22 protein-coding genes are annotated in these 22,854 nt (G+C 55.4%); 6 read left to right on the forward strand and 16 right to left on the reverse strand.

The window, feature by feature from the left end:
- Nucleotides 1–139 precede the first annotated feature (139 nt).
- Nucleotides 140–1,048, forward strand: coding sequence for a DMT family transporter (locus tag EH55_RS07555; protein ID WP_037976368.1), 909 nt, complete (start codon nt 140–142; stop codon nt 1,046–1,048).
- Between the two features lie 169 nt (nt 1,049–1,217).
- On the opposite strand, the gene EH55_RS07560 is transcribed toward EH55_RS07555, so the two are convergent.
- Nucleotides 1,218–2,894, reverse strand: a complete 1,677-nt coding sequence (locus EH55_RS07560; RefSeq protein ID WP_037976370.1) for an FAD-dependent oxidoreductase — start codon at nt 2,892–2,894, stop codon at nt 1,218–1,220.
- A 276-nt stretch (nt 2,895–3,170) separates the two neighbouring features.
- On the opposite strand from EH55_RS07560, the gene EH55_RS07565 reads away from it, so the two are divergent.
- The 3 genes from EH55_RS07565 to EH55_RS07575 are packed head-to-tail and all read left to right on the forward strand — an operon-like array spanning nt 3,171 to nt 4,079.
- Nucleotides 3,171–3,497, forward strand: coding sequence for a nucleotidyltransferase family protein (locus EH55_RS07565; RefSeq protein WP_037976373.1), 327 nt, complete (start codon nt 3,171–3,173; stop codon nt 3,495–3,497).
- Nucleotides 3,484–3,843, forward strand: coding sequence for a HepT-like ribonuclease domain-containing protein (locus EH55_RS07570; protein WP_037976375.1), 360 nt, complete (start codon nt 3,484–3,486; stop codon nt 3,841–3,843). Before EH55_RS07565 ends, EH55_RS07570 begins: the two co-directional genes overlap by 14 nt.
- Nucleotides 3,840–4,079: a helix-turn-helix domain-containing protein gene (locus EH55_RS07575; protein ID WP_051682745.1), complete on the forward strand. Its 240-nt coding sequence runs from the start codon at nt 3,840–3,842 to the stop codon at nt 4,077–4,079. Before EH55_RS07570 ends, EH55_RS07575 begins: the two co-directional genes overlap by 4 nt.
- A gap of 182 nt (nt 4,080–4,261) precedes the next feature.
- On the opposite strand, the gene citF is transcribed toward EH55_RS07575, so the two are convergent.
- The 10 genes from citF to EH55_RS07625 all read right to left on the reverse strand — a co-directional run bounded on the left by citF (nt 4,262) and on the right by EH55_RS07625 (nt 13,439).
- On the reverse strand, nt 4,262–5,809 hold the full coding sequence (gene citF, locus EH55_RS07580) for a citrate lyase subunit alpha (RefSeq protein ID WP_037976376.1): 1,548 nt from the start codon (nt 5,807–5,809) through the stop codon (nt 4,262–4,264).
- Nucleotides 5,810–5,827: 18 nt separating this feature from the next.
- On the reverse strand, nt 5,828–6,688 hold the full coding sequence (locus EH55_RS07585; protein WP_037976379.1) for an HpcH/HpaI aldolase/citrate lyase family protein: 861 nt from the start codon (nt 6,686–6,688) through the stop codon (nt 5,828–5,830).
- Nucleotides 6,689–6,703: 15 nt separating this feature from the next.
- On the reverse strand, nt 6,704–6,964 hold the full coding sequence (gene citD, locus EH55_RS07590; protein ID WP_037976381.1) for a citrate lyase acyl carrier protein: 261 nt from the start codon (nt 6,962–6,964) through the stop codon (nt 6,704–6,706).
- An 87-nt stretch (nt 6,965–7,051) separates the two neighbouring features.
- Nucleotides 7,052–8,320, reverse strand: coding sequence for an isocitrate/isopropylmalate dehydrogenase family protein (locus EH55_RS07595; RefSeq protein WP_037976384.1), 1,269 nt, complete (start codon nt 8,318–8,320; stop codon nt 7,052–7,054).
- 84 nt (nt 8,321–8,404) lie between these two features.
- Nucleotides 8,405–8,899: a 3-isopropylmalate dehydratase small subunit gene (locus tag EH55_RS07600; protein WP_037976422.1), complete on the reverse strand. Its 495-nt coding sequence runs from the start codon at nt 8,897–8,899 to the stop codon at nt 8,405–8,407.
- 79 nt (nt 8,900–8,978) lie between these two features.
- Nucleotides 8,979–10,238, reverse strand: coding sequence for a 3-isopropylmalate dehydratase large subunit (locus tag EH55_RS07605; protein WP_037976386.1), 1,260 nt, complete (start codon nt 10,236–10,238; stop codon nt 8,979–8,981).
- Between the two features lie 16 nt (nt 10,239–10,254).
- Entirely contained in the window at nt 10,255–10,779 is a 525-nt protein-coding gene (locus EH55_RS07610) for a LeuD/DmdB family oxidoreductase small subunit (RefSeq protein ID WP_051682746.1), read from the reverse strand.
- Nucleotides 10,780–10,798: 19 nt separating this feature from the next.
- Nucleotides 10,799–12,079, reverse strand: coding sequence for a 3-isopropylmalate dehydratase large subunit (locus tag EH55_RS07615; RefSeq protein ID WP_037976389.1), 1,281 nt, complete (start codon nt 12,077–12,079; stop codon nt 10,799–10,801).
- Between the two features lie 41 nt (nt 12,080–12,120).
- Nucleotides 12,121–12,681 (reverse strand): HD domain-containing protein, encoded by a 561-nt coding sequence (locus tag EH55_RS07620; protein WP_037976391.1) that lies wholly within the window; start codon nt 12,679–12,681, stop codon nt 12,121–12,123.
- A 59-nt stretch (nt 12,682–12,740) separates the two neighbouring features.
- Nucleotides 12,741–13,439 (reverse strand): FadR/GntR family transcriptional regulator, encoded by a 699-nt coding sequence (locus EH55_RS07625; RefSeq protein WP_081839493.1) that lies wholly within the window; start codon nt 13,437–13,439, stop codon nt 12,741–12,743.
- A 530-nt stretch (nt 13,440–13,969) separates the two neighbouring features.
- Between EH55_RS07625 and EH55_RS07630 the strand changes: the two genes are divergently transcribed.
- Entirely contained in the window at nt 13,970–15,277 is a 1,308-nt protein-coding gene (locus EH55_RS07630; protein WP_081839494.1) for a B12-binding domain-containing radical SAM protein, read from the forward strand.
- A 15-nt stretch (nt 15,278–15,292) separates the two neighbouring features.
- On the opposite strand, the gene EH55_RS07635 is transcribed toward EH55_RS07630, so the two are convergent.
- Nucleotides 15,293–16,480 carry an MFS transporter gene (locus EH55_RS07635; protein WP_037976394.1) on the reverse strand — a complete coding sequence of 396 codons (1,188 nt, stop codon included), beginning with the start codon at nt 16,478–16,480 and terminating at the stop codon, nt 15,293–15,295.
- Between the two features lie 160 nt (nt 16,481–16,640).
- Between EH55_RS07635 and EH55_RS07640 the strand changes: the two genes are divergently transcribed.
- Nucleotides 16,641–17,486 (forward strand): amidohydrolase family protein, encoded by an 846-nt coding sequence (locus tag EH55_RS07640; protein ID WP_037976397.1) that lies wholly within the window; start codon nt 16,641–16,643, stop codon nt 17,484–17,486.
- Nucleotides 17,487–17,737: 251 nt separating this feature from the next.
- On the opposite strand, the gene EH55_RS07645 is transcribed toward EH55_RS07640, so the two are convergent.
- The 4 genes from EH55_RS07645 to EH55_RS07660 all read right to left on the reverse strand — a co-directional run.
- Nucleotides 17,738–18,385, reverse strand: coding sequence for a GntR family transcriptional regulator (locus EH55_RS07645; protein ID WP_037976399.1), 648 nt, complete (start codon nt 18,383–18,385; stop codon nt 17,738–17,740).
- Between the two features lie 124 nt (nt 18,386–18,509).
- Nucleotides 18,510–19,733, reverse strand: a complete 1,224-nt coding sequence (locus EH55_RS07650; RefSeq protein WP_037976401.1) for a metal-dependent hydrolase family protein — start codon at nt 19,731–19,733, stop codon at nt 18,510–18,512.
- Between the two features lie 24 nt (nt 19,734–19,757).
- The gene (locus EH55_RS07655; protein WP_037976404.1) at nt 19,758–21,152 is read right to left on the reverse strand and encodes a sodium:solute symporter family protein; all 1,395 of its coding nucleotides are present in this window, start codon (nt 21,150–21,152) and stop codon (nt 19,758–19,760) included.
- 1,087 nt (nt 21,153–22,239) lie between these two features.
- A partial coding sequence (locus EH55_RS07660; RefSeq protein ID WP_037976406.1) for an IS256 family transposase occupies nt 22,240–22,854 on the reverse strand: 615 nt, incomplete at its 5' end.

Genomic DNA, 22,854 nt, shown 5'->3' on the forward strand with positions numbered 1-22,854 from the left:
TAATTCATTTATGCCGAGTTTTCAGACTAATTTTTATAGAACATTTTTTTATATCGTTTTGAATGGGCTGGAGCGCGGGGAAAAATAGTATAATCTGCGCAGGCACAACAGCCTAATATCAGATGAAGGGGCCTTTGCGTTGAAGAGTAAAAGCGCGGGCGGAGCGCGCCCGTTCGATTATATTATCGTCCTCGTCACGGTGGTCATATGGGGCGGCAGCTTCGCCTCGACCAAATACGCGCTCGCGCAGGCCGAGCCTTCCCTCATTCTGCTGATGCGCTTTTTCTTCGCCGTGCTCGTGCTCGCCGCCGGCTGTTATTTCGAGGGGACGCTGCGGCTGCCGGCGCGCGAAGAGCTGCCGTCGCTCCTCTTCATGGGCTTTCAGGGGATATTTTTTCACCAGGGGATACAGGCCGTGGCGATGAAGACGGCCGGGGCCGGCAACTCGAACTGGATGATGGTCGCCTCTCCGGCGCTCGTCGCCGTGCTGGGGCGGATATTCTTGAAGGAAAAAATTTCGCGGGCGGGGGCGGCCGGGCTTCTGCTCGCCGCCGCAGGCGTTGCTTTAGTGCTCGCGCGCGGCACCGTAAAGGGGACGGCCGAAAGCGGCTCTTTCGGCTCGGTCGGAGATTATATCATGCTCTTCTCTGTGCTCAACTGGGCGGTATTCCTTATAATATCGCGCAAATTCCTGCGCGCTTCGCTGCCTCCGGCTTTCTCTATCTTCTGGGAGCTAGTCTTCGCGTTTTTCTATGCGCTTGCGGCGTCGTTCGTCGTCGGGACGAATTTTTCGCTCGTCGCAACCTTCTCGCCGCAGACGTGGCTTTCGATAGTCTTTCTCGGCGCGCTATCCTCGGGGCTCGCTTATCTCTTCTGGTACAAGGAGCTCGCGATATTTCCGGTCGCAAAGCTGGTGATATTCCAGTTTCTCCAGCCCGTCGCCGGCATGGCCATATCGTACCTACTGATAGGCGAGCGCTATACGCCGTGGCTGGCGCTCGGCGCCGCGATGATCGTATGCGGCATCTGCCTTGTCAATAAAAAATGACGACCTTGCGGGACCGCGCCGCAAACGCTCGTAAAAACGAAGGGCAAGGAATACATAGTCGCAAGAAAGAAGGGCGGAGTATTCTTAAAATTGCCGCGAAAGGCGGACGAAGGGAAGAGGCGGCGCTCCGCCTCTTCCCTTTCTCCTCAGAGGGTTTCGCGGCAATCTTTTAACCGCGCCGCGCCCGATGGTGCACCGCGCGGTATAAAACCGCGCCGCCCGGATAGACGGAGACGTTTTCGAAGCCGTGCTGCGCCAGTATGCGCGCTGCGGTGTAGGCGCGGGCGCCTATCGCGCAGAGTATTATTATTTCGCCGCCGCGATATTTTTCCAGTTCGCCGAGTCTTTCGCGCAGCTTGCCGAGAGGGATGTGCAGCGCGCCGGGCGCCTTATACGCTGCGAGCTCGCGTTCTTCGCGCACTTCGATAAGAAGCGCTTCGGGGTTCCTCTCCATCTCGTCCCACGGGCAGAAGCGGACGAGCCCCGCAAGGAGATTTTCCGCGACATATCCCGCCATGTTGACGGGGTCCTTCGCGGAGGAGAAGGGCGGCGCGTAAGCGAATTCCAGTTCCTTCAGGTCGCCGACCGAAGCCCCGAAGCGCATCGCGGCGGATATCGTGTCTATGCGCTTGTCGGCTCCGCCTCCGACGGCCTGCGCGCCGAGGATGCGCCTGTCTTTGAGCGAAAACACCAGCTTGAGCGTCAGCGGTGTCCAGCCCGGATAGTAGCCGGCGTGCGATTTCTGCGCGATTATCAGGCTTTCGTAGTCGCGCCCCTTTTCGAGCCCCAGCTTTTGCAGCTTTTTCTCGTTCATACCTGTCGCCGCCGCGGCGAGGCCGAAGACGCGCGCGATCGAAGTGCCCTGCGTGCCGCCGTAGCGCGCGCCGACACCCGCGATGTTGTCCGCCGCCACTCTCCCCTGCTTGTTGGAGGGGCCGGCGAGAGGGATCATCGCGCGCCCCTTCATGACGAACTCCTCGACCTCGGTCACGTCGCCGACCGCGAAAATGCAGGGGTCGGAGGTGCGCTGGGCCGCGTCCGTCACGACGCCGCCGCGTTCGTTCACTTTTAGCCCCGCGCCGCGCGCGAGTTCACAGTTCGGGCGCACGCCGATCGACAGGATCGCCAGCTGCGCGCCGACGCTCTTGCCGCTTTTGAGCTCCAGCAGGACGCCGCCCGCTTCGTCGCGGAAAGAGGAGACCGCGTCGCCAAGGATAAGTTCGACGCCGGCGTCCCTGATTCTCTCGTGGAGCAGTTGCGCCATCTCGAAGTCGAGCGGCGTCATCACCTGATCCAGCGCCTCTATAAGCGTGACCTTGACGCCGGCCGCGTGCAGATTTTCTGCGGTCTCCAGCCCGATGAAGCCGCCTCCTACGACCACCGCGCTTTCGATACTCTTCTGCTCTATCATCGCTCTGATGCACTCGGCGTCCTCCACCGTCCAAAGCGTCGCAACGCGCGGCGAGGTTATACCGGGGATGTCGGGGCGCAGCGGCGAAGAGCCCGTGGCCAGCACCAGCGTGTCGTAACTTTCCTCGTACGTCCGGCCGCTTTGCAGCTCTTTGACCGTCACCCTCTTTTTCTTCCTGTCTATAGATACGACTTCGCTGAGCAGTCGCACGTCGGCCTTGAATCTGTCGCGCAAGAACTCCGTCTTCAGCACGAGCAGCGCGTCGCGCGACTCGATCTCGCCGCCGACGCGGTAGGGCAGGCCGCAGTTCGCGTAGGAGACGTGCTCCCCGCGCTCGAAAATGATTATCTCGGCCTCTTCGTCGAGTCTGCGCAGCCGTGCCGCGCAGCTCGCGCCTCCGGCGACGCCGCCGACTATCAAAACTTTTTTGTTCATCGTCGATTCTCCCTTCGTTCGGGCGCGGCTTCCGCCGATTCTCCCGATTCAAAGAAATCCTACGGCTAAGGCGCGGGAAGGTCTGTGATGTTGTCACATTCCGCAGGCGAAAACAAAGTTTATTGTACCCACTTAGAAAAACCACGCTTTTCAGCGACGACCGACATAGAACGAAGTTAGTAATTCTGTGAGATGGCAGGAAGGAATAAAACCTCTTGAAAATATATGTTAAAACATATACAATGTGGCGTGAGATAAAAATAAGGAGGAGCCAAAGTGGTTTACACGATCGACGAGTTGCGCGAGTTTATTGAGCCGATTGCCAGAAAATACCGGCTTCGCGCGGTATACTTATTCGGTTCCTACGCTAGAAATAATGCCACGGATTCCAGTGATGTGGATATTCTGGTAGACAGAGAGGGCTCCGTTATCCGCAGCATGTTCGACATGGGCGGGCTATATGCCGATCTGTGCGACAATATCGGCAGGGAGGTCGACCTTGTCACAACGCAGACATTAGAACAAAAAAGCACACAAGAACGGATGCCGTGGTTTGTGGATAATTTGCAGAAAGAAAAGGTCAAAATTTATGAACAACGGTGATCGCCAAAGACTTCTGCATATTCACAGGTATTGCCAAGACATTGCGAGATTTGTTGAGAGATTCGGCAAGGATTATACGACGTTCGTCGAGGATAGAGCCTACCTCAGCGCGGTGTCAATGTGCGTTCTCCAGATCGGCGAATTAGCAAATGGGCTCTCCGACGAGTTCCGCGAAGAGACAAAAGACCAGATGCCATGGGGAATGATACGCGGTATGCGAAACTGGATAGCGCATGCGTATGCGGAAATGGATGAAGCCATCATTTGGGAAACCGCTATAAATGATATTCCCAGGCTCCTCCACTTCTGCGACAGCCTTTTGGAGACGGGGGAGGACAACCAATGAGCGCCGCGATGACAATTGACGAAGAATTAAAAGTTGAGCATGAGATAATTCAATCCCTGGTCGACGCCCGGAAGGCAAACGGGCTCACCCAAAAACAACTCGCGGAAAAGACGGGGATCACTCAGTCCGACATAAGCAAGCTGGAAAACGGCGGCGCAAACCCGTCGCTTCGTACGCTTCGCCGGCTTGCGGCCGCTCTGGGTATGCGGGTCAAGATCGAATTCGTTGCCAGGTAAGGTCTGATTTTGCAGAAACATTTTAGAAAACCGAGCTTTTCAGCGGCAACCATACTATTTTATGGGAGTCCGGCAGCACGCGCATTCTCTTCTTCTGTGATGACTTTATTTATATGCTAAGGTGAAGCGGCCGAGGCCGGCCGCTTCACCTTAGAGGTTTGTGGTATTTTCGAAAAATCCGTTTACTTCTTGAGCTGTCTTACGACGTCGATGACCGTGCCGTCCCTCCATTCGACGACGCCGATGATTCTGTCCGTCGTCCTGACGGGGTCTGTGGGGCCGGACATTTTCTTCGCGTGCGCCGCAAGCTCCTCCATCGGGACGAGCGGCAGATCCTTCACGCCGCTCACCGCGTCGAGAAGGTCTTTTCTGCGCGGGTTGATCGTGACGCCGTATTCGGTGACGATCGCGTCGATGACTTCGCCCGGCGTCGTGACGTTGTAAACGCTGTCGGTGACGCAGGGGATCCTGCCGCGGAGAAGGGGCTGCGCGATTATCGTGAGCTTCGCTCCGGCCGCCGTGTCCTGATGTCCGCCAGTGCCGTGCAACAGGGCGCCGTCGGCCTCCGTGTTGACGTTGGCGTTGAAGTCCGTGTCGACCTCGGTGGCACCCAGGATGACGACGTCCAACATGTTGACAGCCGCACCGCAGTTCCACGGGTTCGCGTACCAGTCGGCGGAGATTTCGATGTGGTTCGGGTTTTCGCCGATAGATCTGACCGCGTCGAGGTCGAAGGACTGGACGTCCATCAGCTTGCCGACGAGCCCCTCTTTGAGGAGTTCAACGAAGTAGCCTGTGATGCCGCCGAGTCCGAACCCGCCCTTGATGCCCTTCTTGAGCATCGCTTCTTTCATGAAGGCGGTGACTGCGAGCGGGATGCCGCCAGCGCCGGTCTGGAAGGATATGCCGTCTTTGAAGTAGGGGCTGGCCTCGATGAGCTGCGACGCATAGCGCGAGATGAGCAGGCGCAGCGGGTCTCTCGTGACCTTCGTGGTGCCGGAGACGATGCCGGCGGGGTCGCCGATCGACGGGACTTCGACGACTATGTCGGCTTTAGTCTGCGGTATCGAAACGGGCGACGCCGGGAAGTCGACGAGGTTGTCTGTGACGGCTACGACCTTGTCGGCGTAGTCCGCGTCCGTGAAGGCGTAGCCGAGCGAGCCGCAAGCCGATTTGCCGAGCGTGCCGCAGATGTTGCCGTATTTGTCGGCGGTAGGGGCGGCGATGAAGGCCACGTCGATGTGCACGTCGCCGGCCATTACCGCGCGCGGACGCCCGCCGTGGCTGCGGAGGACGACCGGTACCTGCATGCCGCCCTCGGAGACGAGCTGCCCTATCGGTCCGTTGACGGAGCCCATTATCTTCGTCACGACTCCGCTCTTGATGTGGTCGATGACTTTTTTGTGGACCCCGAAAAGCGCCGTCGGGAAGAGCGTGAGCTCTTTGATCCCCATCTCTGCGCAGGCGTCGAGGACCATGTTGACGACGTAGTCACCGTTCCTGAGGTGATGATGGAAGGATACGGTCATGCCGCTCTTCAGCCCACTGGCCTTTATCGCTTCTTTGATCGAGCTGACGCGCTTGTCGGTGACGTCGTTGTTGAAGCAGCGGAGCTTGGCTCCGGCTATCGCACCCTCGGGCTTTCTCGCGAAGGCCCCCTGATAATGCCTGACCTTGCCGTAACCCTCTATGTAGTCGGGTATTTCACGTTTTACTGCGTTGATCGTCATTCTCTTTCACCCTCCTGCTTATGCGAGCCCGGCGCGGACGAGGACGTACTCCGCCCTCTTGACGACCGGCATGTCGACCATCTTGCCGTCCACGGTGACGGCGCCTTGGCCGCGCTCCGCCGCTTCCTTCGCCGCCGCGAGTATCTTCTGGGCCTTGGCTATTTCGGCTTCTGTCGGGTTGAAGACGTCGTGGATGATGCGTATCTGGTTCGGGTGGATTATGGATTTGCCCGCAAATCCGAGCTGTTTGATGAACTGAGTCTCTTTCCTGAGCCCTTCGTCGTCGGTGACGCGGGAAAAGACGGTGTCGAGCGGATCGACGCCGGCCGCGCGCCCGGCGAATACGACGAATCTTCTGGCCCATTCGAGCTCCGTACCGTCCATCGAGCGTTCCGTCTTGAGGTCGGCGCGGAGGTCTTCGCCGCCGGGGATGATGGCCGCGATGCGCGGCGACGCGGTGGCGATTTCGTAGGCGTTGAGTATGCCCTTAGCCGTTTCCAACAAGCAGAAGAGTTTCAGCTTGCCCTGCGGCACGCCGTATTTATCTTCGAGGCGGGATATCTCTTCGTCGAGTATCTTTACCGTCTCGGCGCTGTCGACCTTCGGAGCGCGTATGCCGTCGAGGCGCTTCATCGGAACTATCGCCTCAAGGTCTTTCTTCCAGAATTCCGTGTCGATCCCGTTGATGCGGACGGTAACTTCGACGCTGCCGAATTCGCCCTGCTTAAGATATTTGCTTACGAGGATCCTCGCCGCGTCCTTCTCGACCATCGCTACGGCGTCCTCAAGGTCGAGGATGACGCCGTCGGAGCCGAAGAGGTGCCCTTTCGTCAGCATGTTGGGATTGTTGCCGGGAAGGTAGAGCATTGTGCGTCTCATGGTTTTCTCTTCCTCCTACTTCGTGAGCCTGCCGTAAGCGGCTTCCACGCGCGCGCCCAGGACTATGTCGAGCGCGCCGTTGTCCTGCACGGCGACGTCCATGTCTTTTACGGAAAGCTCGGCGAGAGTCTCTTTGATTTTTTTCGTCATGGCGGTCGTAAAGCGGGCCGCGCTGGCGCCCGTGATGTTTATTTTGATGCCTGCGCCTGGGGCTGCCTCCGTGAGCGTTACGAGGCAGTCCATCGATTCAAGCGTTCCGGCCTGTGCCGTCTTCATTGTGCGTTTCCCCCTGTCGAAAAAGTAACGCGGCCTGCCCGCCGATTGACGAACAGACAGGCCGCTTGTAGTTTAACGGTGATTGAATCAGTCTTCGAAACCGATAAGGGAGGCTTCGTCCCACGCGCACATCTTGTGGACCTTCTCCTTCGCGGCCGCGAGTTTCGCGCCCTTGAAGTCCGGGTTGATTTTCTGCGCTATGGCCGTGGCCATGTCGAGCGTCGAAACGGCGTTTTTCTCCCAGTCCGGGTCGTCGCGGAAGTCGCGGAGAACGTCGTATGTCAGCGTTCCGGGCTTGCTTTCGACGAGGACTTCGCCAATCGCCTTTTCGATTTTCCTGCCCTCTTCCTCGAGTCCGAGGTAGTCGAGCATCATCTTGCTGGCCATCAGCATCGCGCAGGGGTTGACCTTGTACTGGTGGGCGTACTTGGGGACCGAGCCGCTCGACGGTTCAAAGAGCGCCGCGTTCTCGCCGATGTTTCCCGACGGCGCGAAGCCCAGCCCGCCGGTCAGCTGCGAAGCTTCGTCGGAGAGGATGTCCCCGAAGACATTCGACGCGACGTAGACGCTGTAGTTCTGCGGGTTCTTGATGAGCCACATCGCGGTGGCGTCGGCGTTCTCTTCGTGGGCTTCGATTCCGTACTGCTCGTATTCCTTCGCTATTTCGAGGAACTTTCTCTTCATCATGCCGTCCGTCTGGCGGATGACGTTGGCTTTGTTTCCGCAGTGCACCGTCTTGCGGCCTGTCGCCTTAGCGTATTCGAAGGCGGCGCGGATGATGCGTTCGCAGCCTGCTTCCGAGAATACGCGCCAGGAAACGGCGACGTTGCCTTTGCCCTCGCGGAAGCGGTCCATACCGGGGTGCAGGTCGAACATCTCTTTCGGCAGCGGGTAGAATTCGACCGCCGCGTAGAGGTCCTCCGTGTTTTCGCGGAACATCACGATGTCAATGTCGGGATCGCCCTTGAGCGGGGTGCCGATGCCGGGGAGTTTCTTGGCGGGGCGCATGTTGATGTAAAGGTCGAAAAGCTGGCGCATCTGCAGGATAGCGGATTTGAAGCCCTTCACGCCGGCCTTCGAGGTGATGGCCGCCATGATCGTCGCGTCGGTATCCCTGATCATTTTAATCGTTTCCGGCGGGACCGTGTTGCAGCGCGGGTCGCCTTCGCCGAATTTCTTGTTCGACTTTTCCCACATGCACCAGCCGAGGTCGGCCCTGTGCCAATTGATGGGCAGATCCATCGCTTCCAGGACGAGAAGGGCGCCCTCCATCATGTCAAAGCCGGAGTCGTCTCCAGCCATGTACGTTACGTCGTAGCGCTCTTTCTTTTCCTTGACTCTCATGATATTTGCCATAATACAATATCTCCTCCTCTTGGGGTTTGCGGTGCGTTTATTTTTTTACCCGGCCCCGCCTCGGGGCCGGGGCGTTCAACTAACTTACGCTAAGCCGAGCTCCTTCTTGACGTGTGGGATGAGCCCACCGTCCTTTATGAGCCCCTGCACGAATTCTGGATAGGGCGGGAAGGGATATTCCTTGCCGCCGGCGATTATCACTCCGCGTTCGAAGTCTATCTCCACTTCGTCGCCAGCTTTGATCGCTTCGACCGCCGCCGGGCAGATGATGATCGGCAGCCCTTCGTTGAAACAGTTGCGGTAGTAGATGCGCGCGAAGCTCTTGGCGATGATCGCCGCTATGCCGCGCTCTTTGATGCAGGTGACGGCCTGCTCGCGGCTGGAGCCGCAGCCCCAGTTTTTGCCGCCGACGATGATGTCGCCGGGCTTCGCGTTTTTGTTGAACTCGGGGTCAAGGTCTTCGCAGGCCACCTTGGCCATGTCGGCGCGTTCCTTGATGGTGTAGGTGTATTTCCCCGGGAAAATGACGTCGGTGTTCACGTCGTCGCCGTATTTCCAGACTTTACCTTTTACAGACATATTTATCTTCCTCCGTTCGTATATCTCTGTTGCGGCCTCGCCGCGCAAGTTCGGCCGCGGAAATCGAAAGGGTTCCCCCTTAGCGATTCCTCGGGTCGGAAATTTCGCCTTTGATCGCCGACGCCGCCACCGTCATCGGGCTTGCGAGGTAGATGAAGCTCTCCTTGTCGCCCATGCGCCCCTTGAAGTTTCTGTTGGCCGTGCTGATCGCGGATTCGCCGGGGGCCAAGATGCCCTCGTGGTTGCCCATGCAGGGGCCGCAGCCCGGGTTGCATATAACGCAGCCGGCATCAAGGAAGATGTCAAGAAGCCCTTCCTTCATGGCCTGACGATATACTATCCAGGAAGCGGGTATCACTACCGTGCGTACCGCGACTTTCTTTCCTTTGAGAACCTGAGCTGCCAGACGCAGGTCTTCGATGCGGCCGTTGGTGCAGGAGCCGAGGAAGGCTTCGTGGATCTTCGTGCCCTTGACCTCTTCGATCGGAGCGTAGTTGTCGACCTTGTGCGGCTTGGCGACTCCCGGCGTGATGTCGCCTAAGTCGTAGTGGAATTCCTTCGCGTAAACGGCGTCTTCGTCGGCCCAGATGGCCTCCCATTTGTCGCTCTTCGCGTTGCCGCGCTCTTTGAGCAGGTCAAGCAGCTTTTTGTCCGGCTTGCAGACGGCGTTCTTCGCGCCGAACTCGATACCCATGTTGCAGAGCGTCATACGCTCGGCTATGCTCATGTTCTCGATGCCTTCGCCGTGGAATTCGACGCTCATGTAGTCGGCGCCGTCGGCCCTGACGTCGCCGATGAACTTAAGGATGAAGTCCTTAGCGGAGACGCCGGGCTTGAACTTCCCGGTAACTACGACCTTCATGCTCTCTGGAACTTTGAACCAGAGCTTCCCCGTGGCCCAGACCGCCGCCATCTCGGAGCGGCCGATGCCCGTCGAGAATGCGCCGTATGCGCCGTAGGTGCATGTGTGGCTGTCGCTGCCGACCATTACGAGGCCGGGGAGGGCGAAGCCCTCTTCGCACATCTTTTGGTGACAGACGCCGCCTTCGCTCTTGACGTCGTAGAAGTTGGGTATCCCCTGCGCCGCGACGAATTCGCGGACTTCCTTGTGGTTCACGGCGTGGTCGCTCGTCGGAGCGGGCACCGCGTGGTCGAGTATCAGGCAGATGCGCTCGGGATATTTTACGTTTTTGACGCCGATCTTTTTGAACGTCCTGGCTATAGGGGCGCCGTTGTCGTGGCTCATGCAGAAATCCGGTTCCACCGTTACGACCTGGTTCGCCGTGACTTCGTATCCGGCCGCCTTACCGAGAACCTTTTCAGCAAATGTCTTGCCCATAAGATATTCCTCCTGCTTATTTCGCACCGGCTTTGGCCTTCATGTAATTCATAAGGCCGCCGGCTTTCATTATATCGTTCTCAAGATCGCTGACCGCGTCGCCGTGGAATACGTTGCCGTTGGTGGCGTCTTTGATCGTTCCAGTTGACAGCTCTACCTCAAGTTGGTCGCCGTCCTTTATCTTTCCTTCTTTTATAGCTTCCGATAGGCCCTTCACAAATAGGACGGGATAGCCGTTGTTGATCGCGTTTCTATAGTAAATGCGGCTGCAGGTTTCCGCGAGGACACAAGGGATCCCGGCGTACTCGAGGCAATAGACCGCGTGTTCACGGCTGGAGCCGCAGCCGAAGTTCTTGCCGGCCACCACAAAATCGCCAGGCTTCACTTCTTTGGCGAAGTTTTCTTTGCCGGGATAGTATTCGAAGGCATACTGCGGCATATTCTTGGGGTCGGTCTCCGCGAGATATTTGTTGTGGTAGATGAGGTCGGTATCGACGTCATCGCTGAATACCCATGCTCTGCCTTTGAGAATTTCGCTCATAACACTCTTCCTCCTCTATCTACTTCAATATGTCTCTCGGATCTGTGATGCATCCCTTGACGGCCGTCGCCATCGCGGTCATAGGACTCATCAGGTAGGTGTGGCTGCCTTTTCCGACCTTGCCTATGAAATTACGGTTCGTCGTCGAACAACCTACGTCGCCGGACGGCATTGCGCCATAATGCTCCGCGGTACAGAGCGAGCAGGTCGGGTTCGTAAATACGATCCCAGCCTTGAGGAAATCCTCGGCCATCCCCTCTTTTATGCAGCGGAGCTGTATCTCGGTAGTCGAGGGAGTGATAATCGTGCGGACCTTCGGGCTGACCTTGCCGCCGCCAGCCATCAGCACCTCGTGCGCCGCCTTGAGATCTTCATAACGACCGTTCGAACAGGAGCCTATATGGACCTGGTCGACGACAGTTCCCGCAATCTCGCGCACCGGCTTCACGTTGTCTGGAGCGTCCGGGCAGGAGGCGAGCGGCTCAAGATCCGTCACGTCGTAGTGGATCACCTTGCAGTATTCGGCGTCGGGATCGGCCTTCAGCTCTTCGGCCAGCTTCGCGACTTCCGGTCCGGCGCGCTCAACGAGCCATTTGAGAACCTCGCCGTTAGGCATTATGAGAGGGACCTTGCCGCTCATTTCTGTGACCATCGAGCAGAGTGTAATGCGTTCGTCGAGCGAGGCGTTTTCGATCGTCTCACCGGTGAATTCGACGGCGAGAAAATCCATGCCGCCGGCACCGAGATCGCCTACGATATGTGTCAGGAGGTCCCTCATGCAGACGCCCTTTTTGAATTTTCCGGTTACCTCGATCTTCATTGTCTCAGGGACACGGAACCAGTTCGTTCCAGCAATATAGGAAGCGGCGATGTCGGAGTTGCCGACGCCGGTCGCGAACGCACCTATCGAACCGAGGAGGTTCATGTGGCTGTCCGTTCCGAGCACGACGTCGCCGGGCTTTATCATGCCTGCTTCAAGCATTACATGCTGTCCGATCCCGTTGTTGATGTCAAAAAGATGCGTTACTCCCTGTTTTTTACAGAATTCACGGATTATTTTCTGGTTCGCGGCTACCTTCTCAGAATGCGCGGGAGCCTGTAGGTCAAACGTGAAAGCGAGTTTGTTTGGATCCCATACCTTAGCCTCCTTGCCCATCTCCTTTTCAAACTGGAGAACTACGTTGGCCCCCCCGAAGTCGCGGCAGGTCGCCCAGTCGATGTTGCACCAGACACGGTCGCCCTCTTTGACCGGATGGCCGCAGGCCTTCTCCATTATTTTCATTATCGATGTCTTGCCCATTCCTTATTCCCTCCGTTTTATTTATGGTGGAAAATTATTGTCTACTTCAATCCAAGGAAGGACTTCACAGATTCAAAATTGATGAAGTCGGCCTTGTTTACAATGACTCCCTCTGGACTGCGCAGAGTGCCGTCGCCTTCCTTTGCGTGGTTCGCGATTATGTGGCCGATAGCGTCGGAACAGCCGTTGCGCATCGCGATCACCGTGCCCGAGAAGGGGTGGCGGAGATTCTTGCCCATCGGCGATTTTACCGTTTCTCCGGCGGCGTTTCTCACGTATTCGACGAGCTTGCCTACGTCGTGGAGCAGCGCGCCCGCTATCAGCAGGTCGTTGTCGATCGTGAATTTAGCGTCCTTCTCGGCGTAGATAGCGTTGAATTCATCCATTGCGCGCTTCGCCACGCGCGTTACGCCGCGCACGTGTTCAAGATACGAGAACGGGCAGTCCGGAATAAGGAGCGTGAAAGGGATCTTGTCCATGTCTTCCGGCTCCCAACCCCCTGTCTTGAGCGCGTCGACGTACGAGGCGACTACCTTCGCCTGAAGCTCCTTGTCCTTGATCCATTCGATCTCCGGGAACATCTCTCTGATTTTCTTCTCCATAGCTCTTCCTCCCGTAAAGGTCTTTGATGTTGATATTTTGCCTCTCTTGCTTTATGCGTTTATTCGCCCGCCGCTATGCCTCTGTGCAGCGTGCGGTAAATCCTGTCTATATGGCGCGAGGCGGCTTCGCGCGCCTTTTCCACGTTATGGTCGAGTATCGCGTCGTACATCTCTTTGTGTTCGTTTAAAAACGCGTCTTTATCGTCGAGAAGATTGTAAATGCGCTCGTGAGTCGCGAGAATCAGATCGAAATTCATCCTCGTGAGGTTTATGAATACGAAATTATGCGTCGCTTCGGCGATCAGCAGATGAAAATCGAAATCCGCCTGCGCGCGTTCGTCCGGGCTCGCAAGAGAGCGCTCGGTCGACGTGATGTTGCGGAGGATGCGCGTCAGATCCGACGGCGTCGCGCGCATCGCGCTTTCCGCGATGATCGCGGGGTCGAGTATGCGGCGCGCCTCCATAAGCTCCAATATCGCGGAGTCTTCAAGCTGTATGGTGTTTTTGTTCTCAGATATCGCGCGCGGGTGGCGCACGAAGCGCCCCTTGCCGGGGATAGATTCGATGAGGCCCAGCAGCTCCATCACGCGGAAGGCTTCTCTCAGCGAACTGCGGCTCACTCCGAAGGTCTCCATGAGCTGGCGTTCGGACGGGAGCGGGTCGCCCGGGAGAATATTGCCCGCGGCTATTTCGCCCTTCAGTTTTTCAACAACCTTTTCGTAGATTCGCGTTCCTTTCGAAACAGGCGCTTCCATCATTGTGAAAAAACCTCCTTTGCGGACTACCCAGTACACTTTATAATACATATCCGATAAGTTTGCAAGCCTTTTTATATATTCTAAATTTTCCAATTTTTGAAGTTAAATTTCTGGAATTAAAACATCGGACACTTTGTGAAATGCCTTTGAAATACCGGCATTCACTGGGTTTTTAATTTTTGTCGTTATTGTTTTGTTTGTGGTAAAAATGAACTTTTCCATGAATTAAATACAGAGAAAAATGCTTACATAATTTTTTCACAAATGGTCAGACCAAAAATATCCGGCACGCTGGGAACATCTTATACAAAGACAAATAAAGCGGCGCGGCGCAATCAGCTTCTTAGACAGTATTCCGCCGGCCCGGCGCAGCAAGTTCGATTTCCAACCTGCCGCAAAAGAAGCGCCTCCAAAGAACCGCGGAATTTCCCGCGCTTCTTTTTCGTCAAAAAACTTTTAAATGGCGCGCGTTTATACTAAACTTTATTATATATTATCATCGGCTAAGGCCGGCGGGAAGTGTGCGGCAAATGAACGGTCCTCTAAAAAAACGGCGCGGGGCGCCGGAAAAAATCGACGCGCGGACCCTGCTCTCTCTGCGCGGGCTGAAGATTCTCGGCGTCAACCCTCCGGTGCGCGATTTCGCTTTTATGGACCTCTGGTCGAAGCCGCTGGGGCTCTTATACATCCTGCAAGCCCTGCGCGCCGATAACGAAGTGTCGCTGCTCGACTGCGTCGCCTTCGCCGCCGAAGGAGAAAAGAGTTACGGGCGCGCAAAGATAAAAAAGAGGGAGATAGATAAGCCCGAAGTCTACCGGGGCATTCCGCGCCGTTTCAATCATTTTGGCCTGACCAAAAGTGAAATAATGAGCTATTGCACGGCGCGCGACGAGCCCGACGTCATTCTCGTCACCTCCGCAATGACTTATTGGTACACGGGCGTGAAGTGGATCATCGAGACGCTCGGCGAAATTTTTCCGGACGCGCCAGTCGTTCTCGGAGGAATTTACGCAAGCCTGATGCCGGAGCACGCCGCGCTGCTCGGCGCGGATTATATCTCCTGCGACAGAGGCGAGCCGCCGGCGCCCTATCCGGCCATGGATCTGTACGGCGCGCCGCGCTACGGCGTCGCGATGACCTCCTTCGGCTGCCCCTTCTCGTGCAAATACTGCGCGTCAAACGTTTTATGGCCGCGATATTTCCGACGGCCCATCGGCGGCGTGCTGCGCGAGATAGATTATCAGGCGAAGCTCGGCGCGCGCGACTTCGCCTTTTACGACGACGCGCTGCTGCTCGGCAGGGATGAGTTCTTTTATCCGCTCTGCCGCGAGCTGCGCGCACGCTACGGCGGAGAGCTGCGGCTCCACGCGCCGAACGGGCTGCACGTCAGGCAGATAGACGCGGAGTGCGCGAATATTTTGTTTGAGACGGGCTTCAAAACGATCAGGCTGTCGCTTGAGAGCATCGACCCCAAAGTGGCGCACGACGGCTCTTCGAAGGTCGCGCGCGACGAATACGCCGCGGCCGTGAAGAATCTTCTCGCAGCCGGCTACGGCGCGAAGGAGTGTGAGACGTACATACTGCTCGGCCTTCCCGGGCAGGACGTCGAGTCGGTGAAGGAGACTATCCGCTTCGTGCGCGGCTGCGGCGGCGCGCCGAAGCTCGCGGAGTTCTCGCCGATTCCCGGCACGCCCTATTTTGAGGAGGCGGCGCGCGCTCTTCCCGAACTGAGGACGGAGCCCCTTCTTCAGAACAACTCGGTTTACTGTTCGTATTTTTCGAAGAGCGTAACGCCGGAGCTTCTGCAGCAGCTCAAGGACATAGCAAGGGGCCGCTGACGCGGCGAAGTAGATTCAGATCCGGCCGGCGCGCTCCAGCTTGCGCCACATGAAGGCCGCGAAGGCGCAGCAGGCCAGCGCGGTCAAAACTACCGTGCGAAAGCTGAAGACGGCGTCCGTCGCCTCGCTTATATAGGAAGTCGCGAGCGGCACGACGGCGAAGTCAAGCGCGATCGTGAACCACATTATCGAGACGGCCTGAGGCTGAAGGCGGCGCGGCGAGTGATCCGAGACGAGCGCTAAGTGCAGCGGGAAGCCGAAGCCCATCCCTATTCCGAACAAGAAGCCTAAAATCATCAGGGAGGCGCGCCCCGGGTTCACCGACGCAAGCAGCAGCAGTAGCGCCATCGCCGCGGTTATCGGCGCGGAGAGCTTCCATCTCGGGTATCTGTCGAGCACTTTTCCAAAGAATAGGCGCACGGCGACGCCGACCGCGGCGTTAGTCGAAAGGAAGTACGAGGACATAGTGCCGAAGCTCGCCGTCATTGGCGCCATGAAGGAGGACGCGGCGTCCACGATCGAAAAGGTGAAGACCATGAAGAGCGACAGCGCCACTGCGGGCATCCTGAAGCATTCTCCCATGCCTGAGAACGGCGAAACCGCGGCGTGCGACGCGCTGAGCGCCACGTCGTCGGTATCGAGCGCGAAAATCGTCACCGCCGCCATCGCGACCGCGAAAATCACGGGAATGGAAATGTAGGAATTGAAATATCCGTGGGCGAGCAACCAGTCGGCGACGGGCACGGCGGTCATCATCGGAGCGAGCCCCCCCGCCATGATGATCGAGTACGCTAGCCCGCGTTCCTCCTCGCGGAACGCGAGCGACTGATAGGTGGCAAGCGATATCTGCGTGAAAGCCGATGCCGCGCCGAAGAGTATACGCGCCGCCAAGGCGGGCAGGAAATGGCCGCCCGACAATGCGACGGCGAGCGAACCGGCGATCGACAGCACGCCGCCTGCCGCCAAAAATTTTCTGAAGCCGAAGCGCGGTATCATCATGCCGAGCAGAAGGCGGAAAAGAAGCGTCGCGAAATAGAAGGCCGATACGAGCGCGCCGGCGCGCGCGGCAGAATAGCCGACGTGGGCGTAGTATACCGGCAGAAGATACGAGACGTTCGAATATCCGAAGTTAAAGAAGAAGCCCAGAGCGAGCAAAAGTATTTTTTTATTTCTGCTCTGCGGCGCGCGGCATACAGAAGGCACGGCATATCCCCCCGAATCTCTTTCGGTTAGCGCTTACGGAGCAGATTCTACAGCAAACGGCGGCCGTCATGCAATATTTTCCGAGCCGACGAACGACGATGAGCGTTAAAATATAGCTAAGGCGCAAGGCTGGAAAAACGTGGCGAAGGAGAAATTTTTTATGAAGATAATCGATTCTCATGTGCATATATATCCCGAATTCCTCAAAAAAGAGCGCGATAAAATCGCGGCGCGCGAGCCATGGTTCGACCTGCTGACCTCTTCGAAGGTGCAGAAGTGGGGAGTCGCGGAGGAATTGATAGAAGCGATGGACGCGGCCGGAATAGAAAGCTCCTTCGCCACGACCTTCGCCTTCCGCGACATAGGGCTCTGCCGCGAGATGAACGACTACCTCTTCGACGCGGCGAAGCGCTTCGCCGGTCGCATCACGCCGCTTGCCGTCGTGCCTCCGACGGACGCCGGCGCGCCCGCCGAGGCCGAACGCGCGTTCGATATGGGCGCGGCGGGCATAGGCGAGCTCTTCCCCGACGGACAGGGATTCGACATGGCCGACGCCTCTCAGCTTCGCGCGCTATGCGAGATGTGCCGCGAGCGCGGGAAATTCATAATGTTCCACACCGCGGAACAGGCCGGACACAGCTACGCCGGCAAGGGCGCGTACGGCGCGCGCGAGGCGGCCGCCTTCTGCCGCAACTTTCCGCTCGTCCGCGTGATATTCGCCCACTTCGGCGGCGGACTGTGGGCCTTCTCGGCTATGCCAGAAATGCGCCTCCTCATGGTGAACGCGCGCTTCGACACGGCGGCGTGGCCGTGGCTATACGAGCCGCGCGTCATGGACGCGATATTCGCGGTCGGGGCCGGCGATAAGATTTTCTTCGGCTCGGACTGGCCGATACTCGGCTTCGAACGATACGCGAAGCTGATAGGAAAGACGAGTCTGGCGGAAGAGGAAAAATCCGCCCTGCTCGGCGGCAGCGCCGAAAAATTCCTGCGGCAGGAGCCTTAAAGGAAAGAGGGCGCCTCTGTTTGCGCACACCATCGTGAGGTATCCCGGAACCAAAACGCGGATTTTGCGCACCGCGTGGAAGAAAACCGCACGGACTTTCAAAATCTTCGGGTAGCTTGGGTATACTTCGGAAAAAAGATGTGATTTTTGTGCGCGAAAAAGCGCCGGCAATATTTATCAGCCGTTGCTGATATGCCAATTGGAACGCCCCACAGTCCACAGTGCCTGTGGGATGTTTTTCCAAAAAGTTTCTATACCTTTACGGGGAAACAAATAATCGCGCTTTCCCTGCCGCTTACATAATGATCCGTCATAGCTTTCTCCGCGGCCTCGGCATCTCCATTCGAGATCGCAGCCAGGATTGCCTCATGTTCTCCAACAATTTTATTGGTAAAAATCTTATTCTTATACATTATATTCCGCTGTGAGCGGACTTCATTCCAAAGGCTGAATAGGCGGGCGACAAATAATTTATTATAGTAATTCTCAAAAAGCTTTCTGTGGAAGAGATCGTTGGCACGGCCGATACCTTCGATATCGTTTTTTGCGATATGCTCACCCAGATCCTCATTGATCTTCCTCAAGGAATCCATGTCGACAATAAAAGGCATTTTGGCAAGCTCTTTTACAAGATATGTCTCTAGAACCTGGTGTATCTCCGAAACCTGAAGATACTCGTACAAAGTCAAGTTACGAACAGAGTAACCGACTTTGGGTTCATAGACGGCAACTCCCTCGGCGATAAGTTTTTTCAGCGCCTCACGGATCGGTGTCTGGCTAATGCCAATATCCTTTGCAAGAAGGTCTATGTTTATGTGAGCCCCGGGCATCAGCTTATTATTTTCAATAAGACCCCTTATTTCTTTGGCGGCGTAATCAGCAAGCGATGTTTTTGGCAAAACATTACCTCCGAATCCCTCTCGGCAAAATTTCCCTCAGCGCGTATTTTAACACAAATTTTTGCACAACAAACGGGCCACGGATTTTTCCCGCAGCCCGCCAAGATATCAGGCGTTCTGCCGATCACAAAATATTTTTACGAATCAAACCCCTTTGGATTATGAGCTTGATATTTTCCCTGTTTTCAAAGGCTTCGGGATTTTTTAACGGGTTGCCTGCGACGAGGATTATATCCGCTTCCTTACCGACTTCTAGTGTGCCGATTTTTTTCTCCAGTTTCATGAGCCGCGCATTTTCCCTCGTTGCGGAAATTATTGCAGCCTGGACGCCCATAACTCTCGCTTTCAGGCTTATCTCCATATTCTTGTGGTACTGTCCGTCGCCGACCACGTCAGAACCGGAGCCTATATCAAGCCCGGCGTCAGCTGCACAGCGCACCGCTTGAAGCGCCGTCTCGCGCACTTCTTTCATCTTGCGAAGAAAGTAAGGGGGGATGCCCAACTCCTCACCATGCTCGCTCATATAGAAATACGTCGTCAACGTGGGTACAAGCCAACAGCCTTTTCCCTTCAGATATTTCGCAGTCTCCGCATTCAAGTAATTGCCATGCTCTATACTGTAAATACCTGCGTCCGCGCAGAGCCTCATGCTCGCGTTTGAATAGCAGTGAGCAAGGACCTTCTTATTCGCGGCAGACGCCTCATGAACAACGGAACTCAACTCTTCTATAGTGTACTGCGTCGTATCGGGCTCATCGGCCTGGCTGGCACAGCCGCCGCCCGCCATGACCTTCAGATGATCCACGCCCTGGCGAAGCTGTTCGCGTGCGGCCTTCTGAACCTCGGCAACGCCATCGGCGACTACAGCCGAAAAGGGCGATATTGCGGGCGCCGAAATTTCCGTCGAATAGCGCATGTCCGCATGTCCGCCGGTCATGGTGAGCGACTTTCCACATACAGTCAGCCTCGGCCCCGGCACAAGCCCTCGCTCAACAGCGACACGGAAACCGGCATCGGCCCCGCCTGCATCACGTGCCGTTGTAAAGCCTTGGTCAAGCGTATCTTTCAGCACTCCAAGCGCCTTAACATAGTGCATTGCAGGATAATCTCTCCTGTGCTGCGTGCCGAGATCGTTGTCGAACAGACTGAGGTGGATGTGGGCATCAATCAGGCCTGGCATCAGCGTCATCCCATGGCAGTCAAATTTTTCCACATCCGCAAACGACGGAACCGGGCCGATGCCGACCTCCCTTATCATCCCTTCTTCTACGACAAGCCAGCCGTTATCTATAGGCTCGCCTCCCGTACAATCAAAGATCTGAGCGTTGTAAAACAGTTTCAATGTCATTGCGGCCCCCTCCGGCAACTTCTTCTATGCCTTTTTACGCTTTTGAAAAATGCAAAGAACTAAGATGGAGCAGATAACCGCGGGCAGCACGGACGGATACGTTACGGCAAAGCCCCAGCCACGCTTTTTCAGTATCTCCATCGCTATTGTCACCACACCGCCAGTTATCATAGAGCAAAGGCCGCCAAATTTTGTCACCCTCTCCGGGCAAATAACTGCGGCCACCAATGCCGGCGATATCGCCGCGCCGTACATTGTGTAAGCATACATCTGAAGGGCAAGAATATTCGGGAAATACATTATCATTACATATCCCAGAACAGCAAGCCCAAGGACGCATATCCTCGACACTTTCAGTAATTTTTCGGGTCCTGCTTCACGATTAAAATAACGTACGTAAAGATCGCTGCTGGTGTTTATACCGATCGAGAGCAAAAATGAGTTTGCCGTCGTTACGATAAAGGCGGCTACCGCAGCAACTGATATTCCGCCTATAAACACCGGCATTCCATGCTGAGCAAGATGGATGAATGCCTGTGCAGGCTTGATATCCGGATAGAGGGCACGTGAAGTGATTGCAGCAATGGAGACTACCACACCGATAAGCAGAGTCAACAGAGACCACCAGATGCCGCCCTTCATCGCCGTATCTTCATCTTTAGCCGCAAAGAAACGCTGGTACATATTCTGGTCGCCCATCAGGTATACAAATGTCGGAAGGAAGAAACCGAGCACCTGTACGAAGGAAAGATTTCCAAAACCGAGATGCCCTTCAGGAAGGCGGGCTACTATTGATGAGAACCCGCCCGCATTGTAGACGGCAAGAGGCACGCCGATAAAAAGACCTATCATTATCATCACGCAGCTGACAAAATCTGTGTACGCAACTGAATATAGCCCTCCGAAGAGAGAGGTTGCTATGATAACGACAAATGCGATTATTGTTCCCGTATTTACAGAGATTCCCAATGTCGACTGCAAGAGCGTTCCCACGCCGAGGAATTGGTACGCTACGACGCCGAGATAGGCGAGAAGAATTATTATCGTAGAGATGAAACGCGCCTCGGCGCCATAGACCTTTTCAATAACCTCCGGCACCGTCTGCGCATTCTGGCGACGAATCTTTTTTGATATGAAGGTGAGAACGACCTGCCCTATAGGAGAGGCAAGGGAAAAGGCAATCGCAACGCCAAGGCCGAACTGATAGCCGAGCGAGTTTGCCCCGCCCATTACCGTGCCTGCACCCATCCATGTGGCTATCAATGTTCCGACAAGAACGTAGACGGGAAGGGAACGTCCGGCAACGGCATAGTCCTCCTGGTTTTTGATTCTCTTCGCAAAATAGACGCCCAATAGAGAAATAAGCGTAAGGTAAATTGCAACACAATAGAACGCAAAATTCGCATTCACATTTTCCATGACGGATACCTCCCATTGAATGTAATTTGACTTGAAGAAAATAAACGCCAGATACTATCCCCCTTTCCTAAGAATCAAATACGACGCCCTATAATTCCTATATGAACTACACATAGTCGTATATTATAATTACTTAATATTCTTGTCAATAATTGGACTTTTTAGTTTATGCTTTAAGAGATATTAATTGACCTATTTCTGCTATTCAAAAAGCCGGATGGCGTCAAGATGCGGTTTTTGCGCTAGGATAGCGCGCACGAGCACGGCACGGGGCATGAAATTTTATAATATTAATAAAGAAATTTTAGCATTTTTCTAATGGCAATTTGCCTACTATAATCCGCGCTGTCACAGAATATGCGAGGATGAATCCAAAGGCGTGTGATTCATGGCTTTGTATGTGCATCCGGCATGAATACACTCTAAAGGTTGAAAGTCCCCAGCCCACCCAGCATTGGGAAAGTAATAGCCGAATACCAAGGGTATCCACTGTGAGGTGAAGTCCGAAGAAAGGCGTAGGCAAATCTCTGCTCTGACAGACAATAATCACATCAGGCGGCCTGAGAGAGATAAGCCAGCATAACAGGACAAAGTCCAATAACTGCTCGGGATCTCAGGCGGTAAATGCGGCAGATATATAGAGTGAAATAGTACGTTCTTACCCAGAGAAGGTCTCATGGGCACGACTAATGCAAAAATGTCGGCCATAGCTGAAATAAGATCTGTCGTGAGAAGTCAGCCGAGCCCATAGTACCGGATGAACCATAGATCATTCAGTAAGGACAAACTTTATGGGGCGTCGTCCAATGAATGTGATTAAACACGGCAATAAGGGCAGAAAATTTCACAATGAAAACTTCCCGTAAAAAGTATCTGCGGAACAGAAAGAATATGCTGGAGAGCCACCATCTTTTGCGTATTTCCTCAAACCGACGGTAGTGTAACTTATTCTGTGTAAACCCCTTGCCCCTGGATCGATGTAAGACATCAAAGGGTTACCGTTACTGCTTCAGTATCACCATAATGACATACGCTATCCGGGCTGTCAATGGACTGCAGCCCGGACTTTTCTTATAGGCGTTTAGGGCTATTCCAGATCTCCGGGTTCTATGCGTTCCTCAAAGTAAATGCACAGCTGTGACAGAATTTTACTCCAGTCCCTGTCCCTGCCGGTCCACTTTTCAGTGATGTCCATCGTCGCAAGATAAAGGAGCTTGAAAAGGGCGTCGTCTGAGGGGAAGATCGTACGTGTTTTTGTCACTTTCCTGAGCTGCCGGTTGTAGTTCTCGATCTGGTTTGTCGTATAGATCATCCGGCGCAGCTCATAGGGATACTTGAAATAAGCGGATAACTGAGGCCAGTTGTTCCGCCAGCTCGCTACCGAAGACGGGTATTTCGAGCCCCACTTCTCTTCAAGTCTGTCAAGCCCTTCCTCGGCCTGCTCCAGTGTAGGAGCCTGATAGACACCCTTCAAATCATTCATAAAAGCCTTAATGTCCTTGTAAGAGACGAATTTTGTCGTGTAACGGATCTGATGGACAATGCAGCGCTGGATTTCGGCCTTGGGATATACGGCGCTTATCGCATCTGCAAAGCCTGTCAGGCCGTCGACGGAGATAATGAAAATATCTTCGGTGCCGCGATTACGGATCTCGTTAAGGACACCGACCCAGTACTTGGCGCTCTCATCCGCCGACCCACA

The organism is Synergistes jonesii, assembly GCF_000712295.1.
Lineage (GTDB): Bacteria > Synergistota > Synergistia > Synergistales > Synergistaceae > Synergistes > Synergistes jonesii.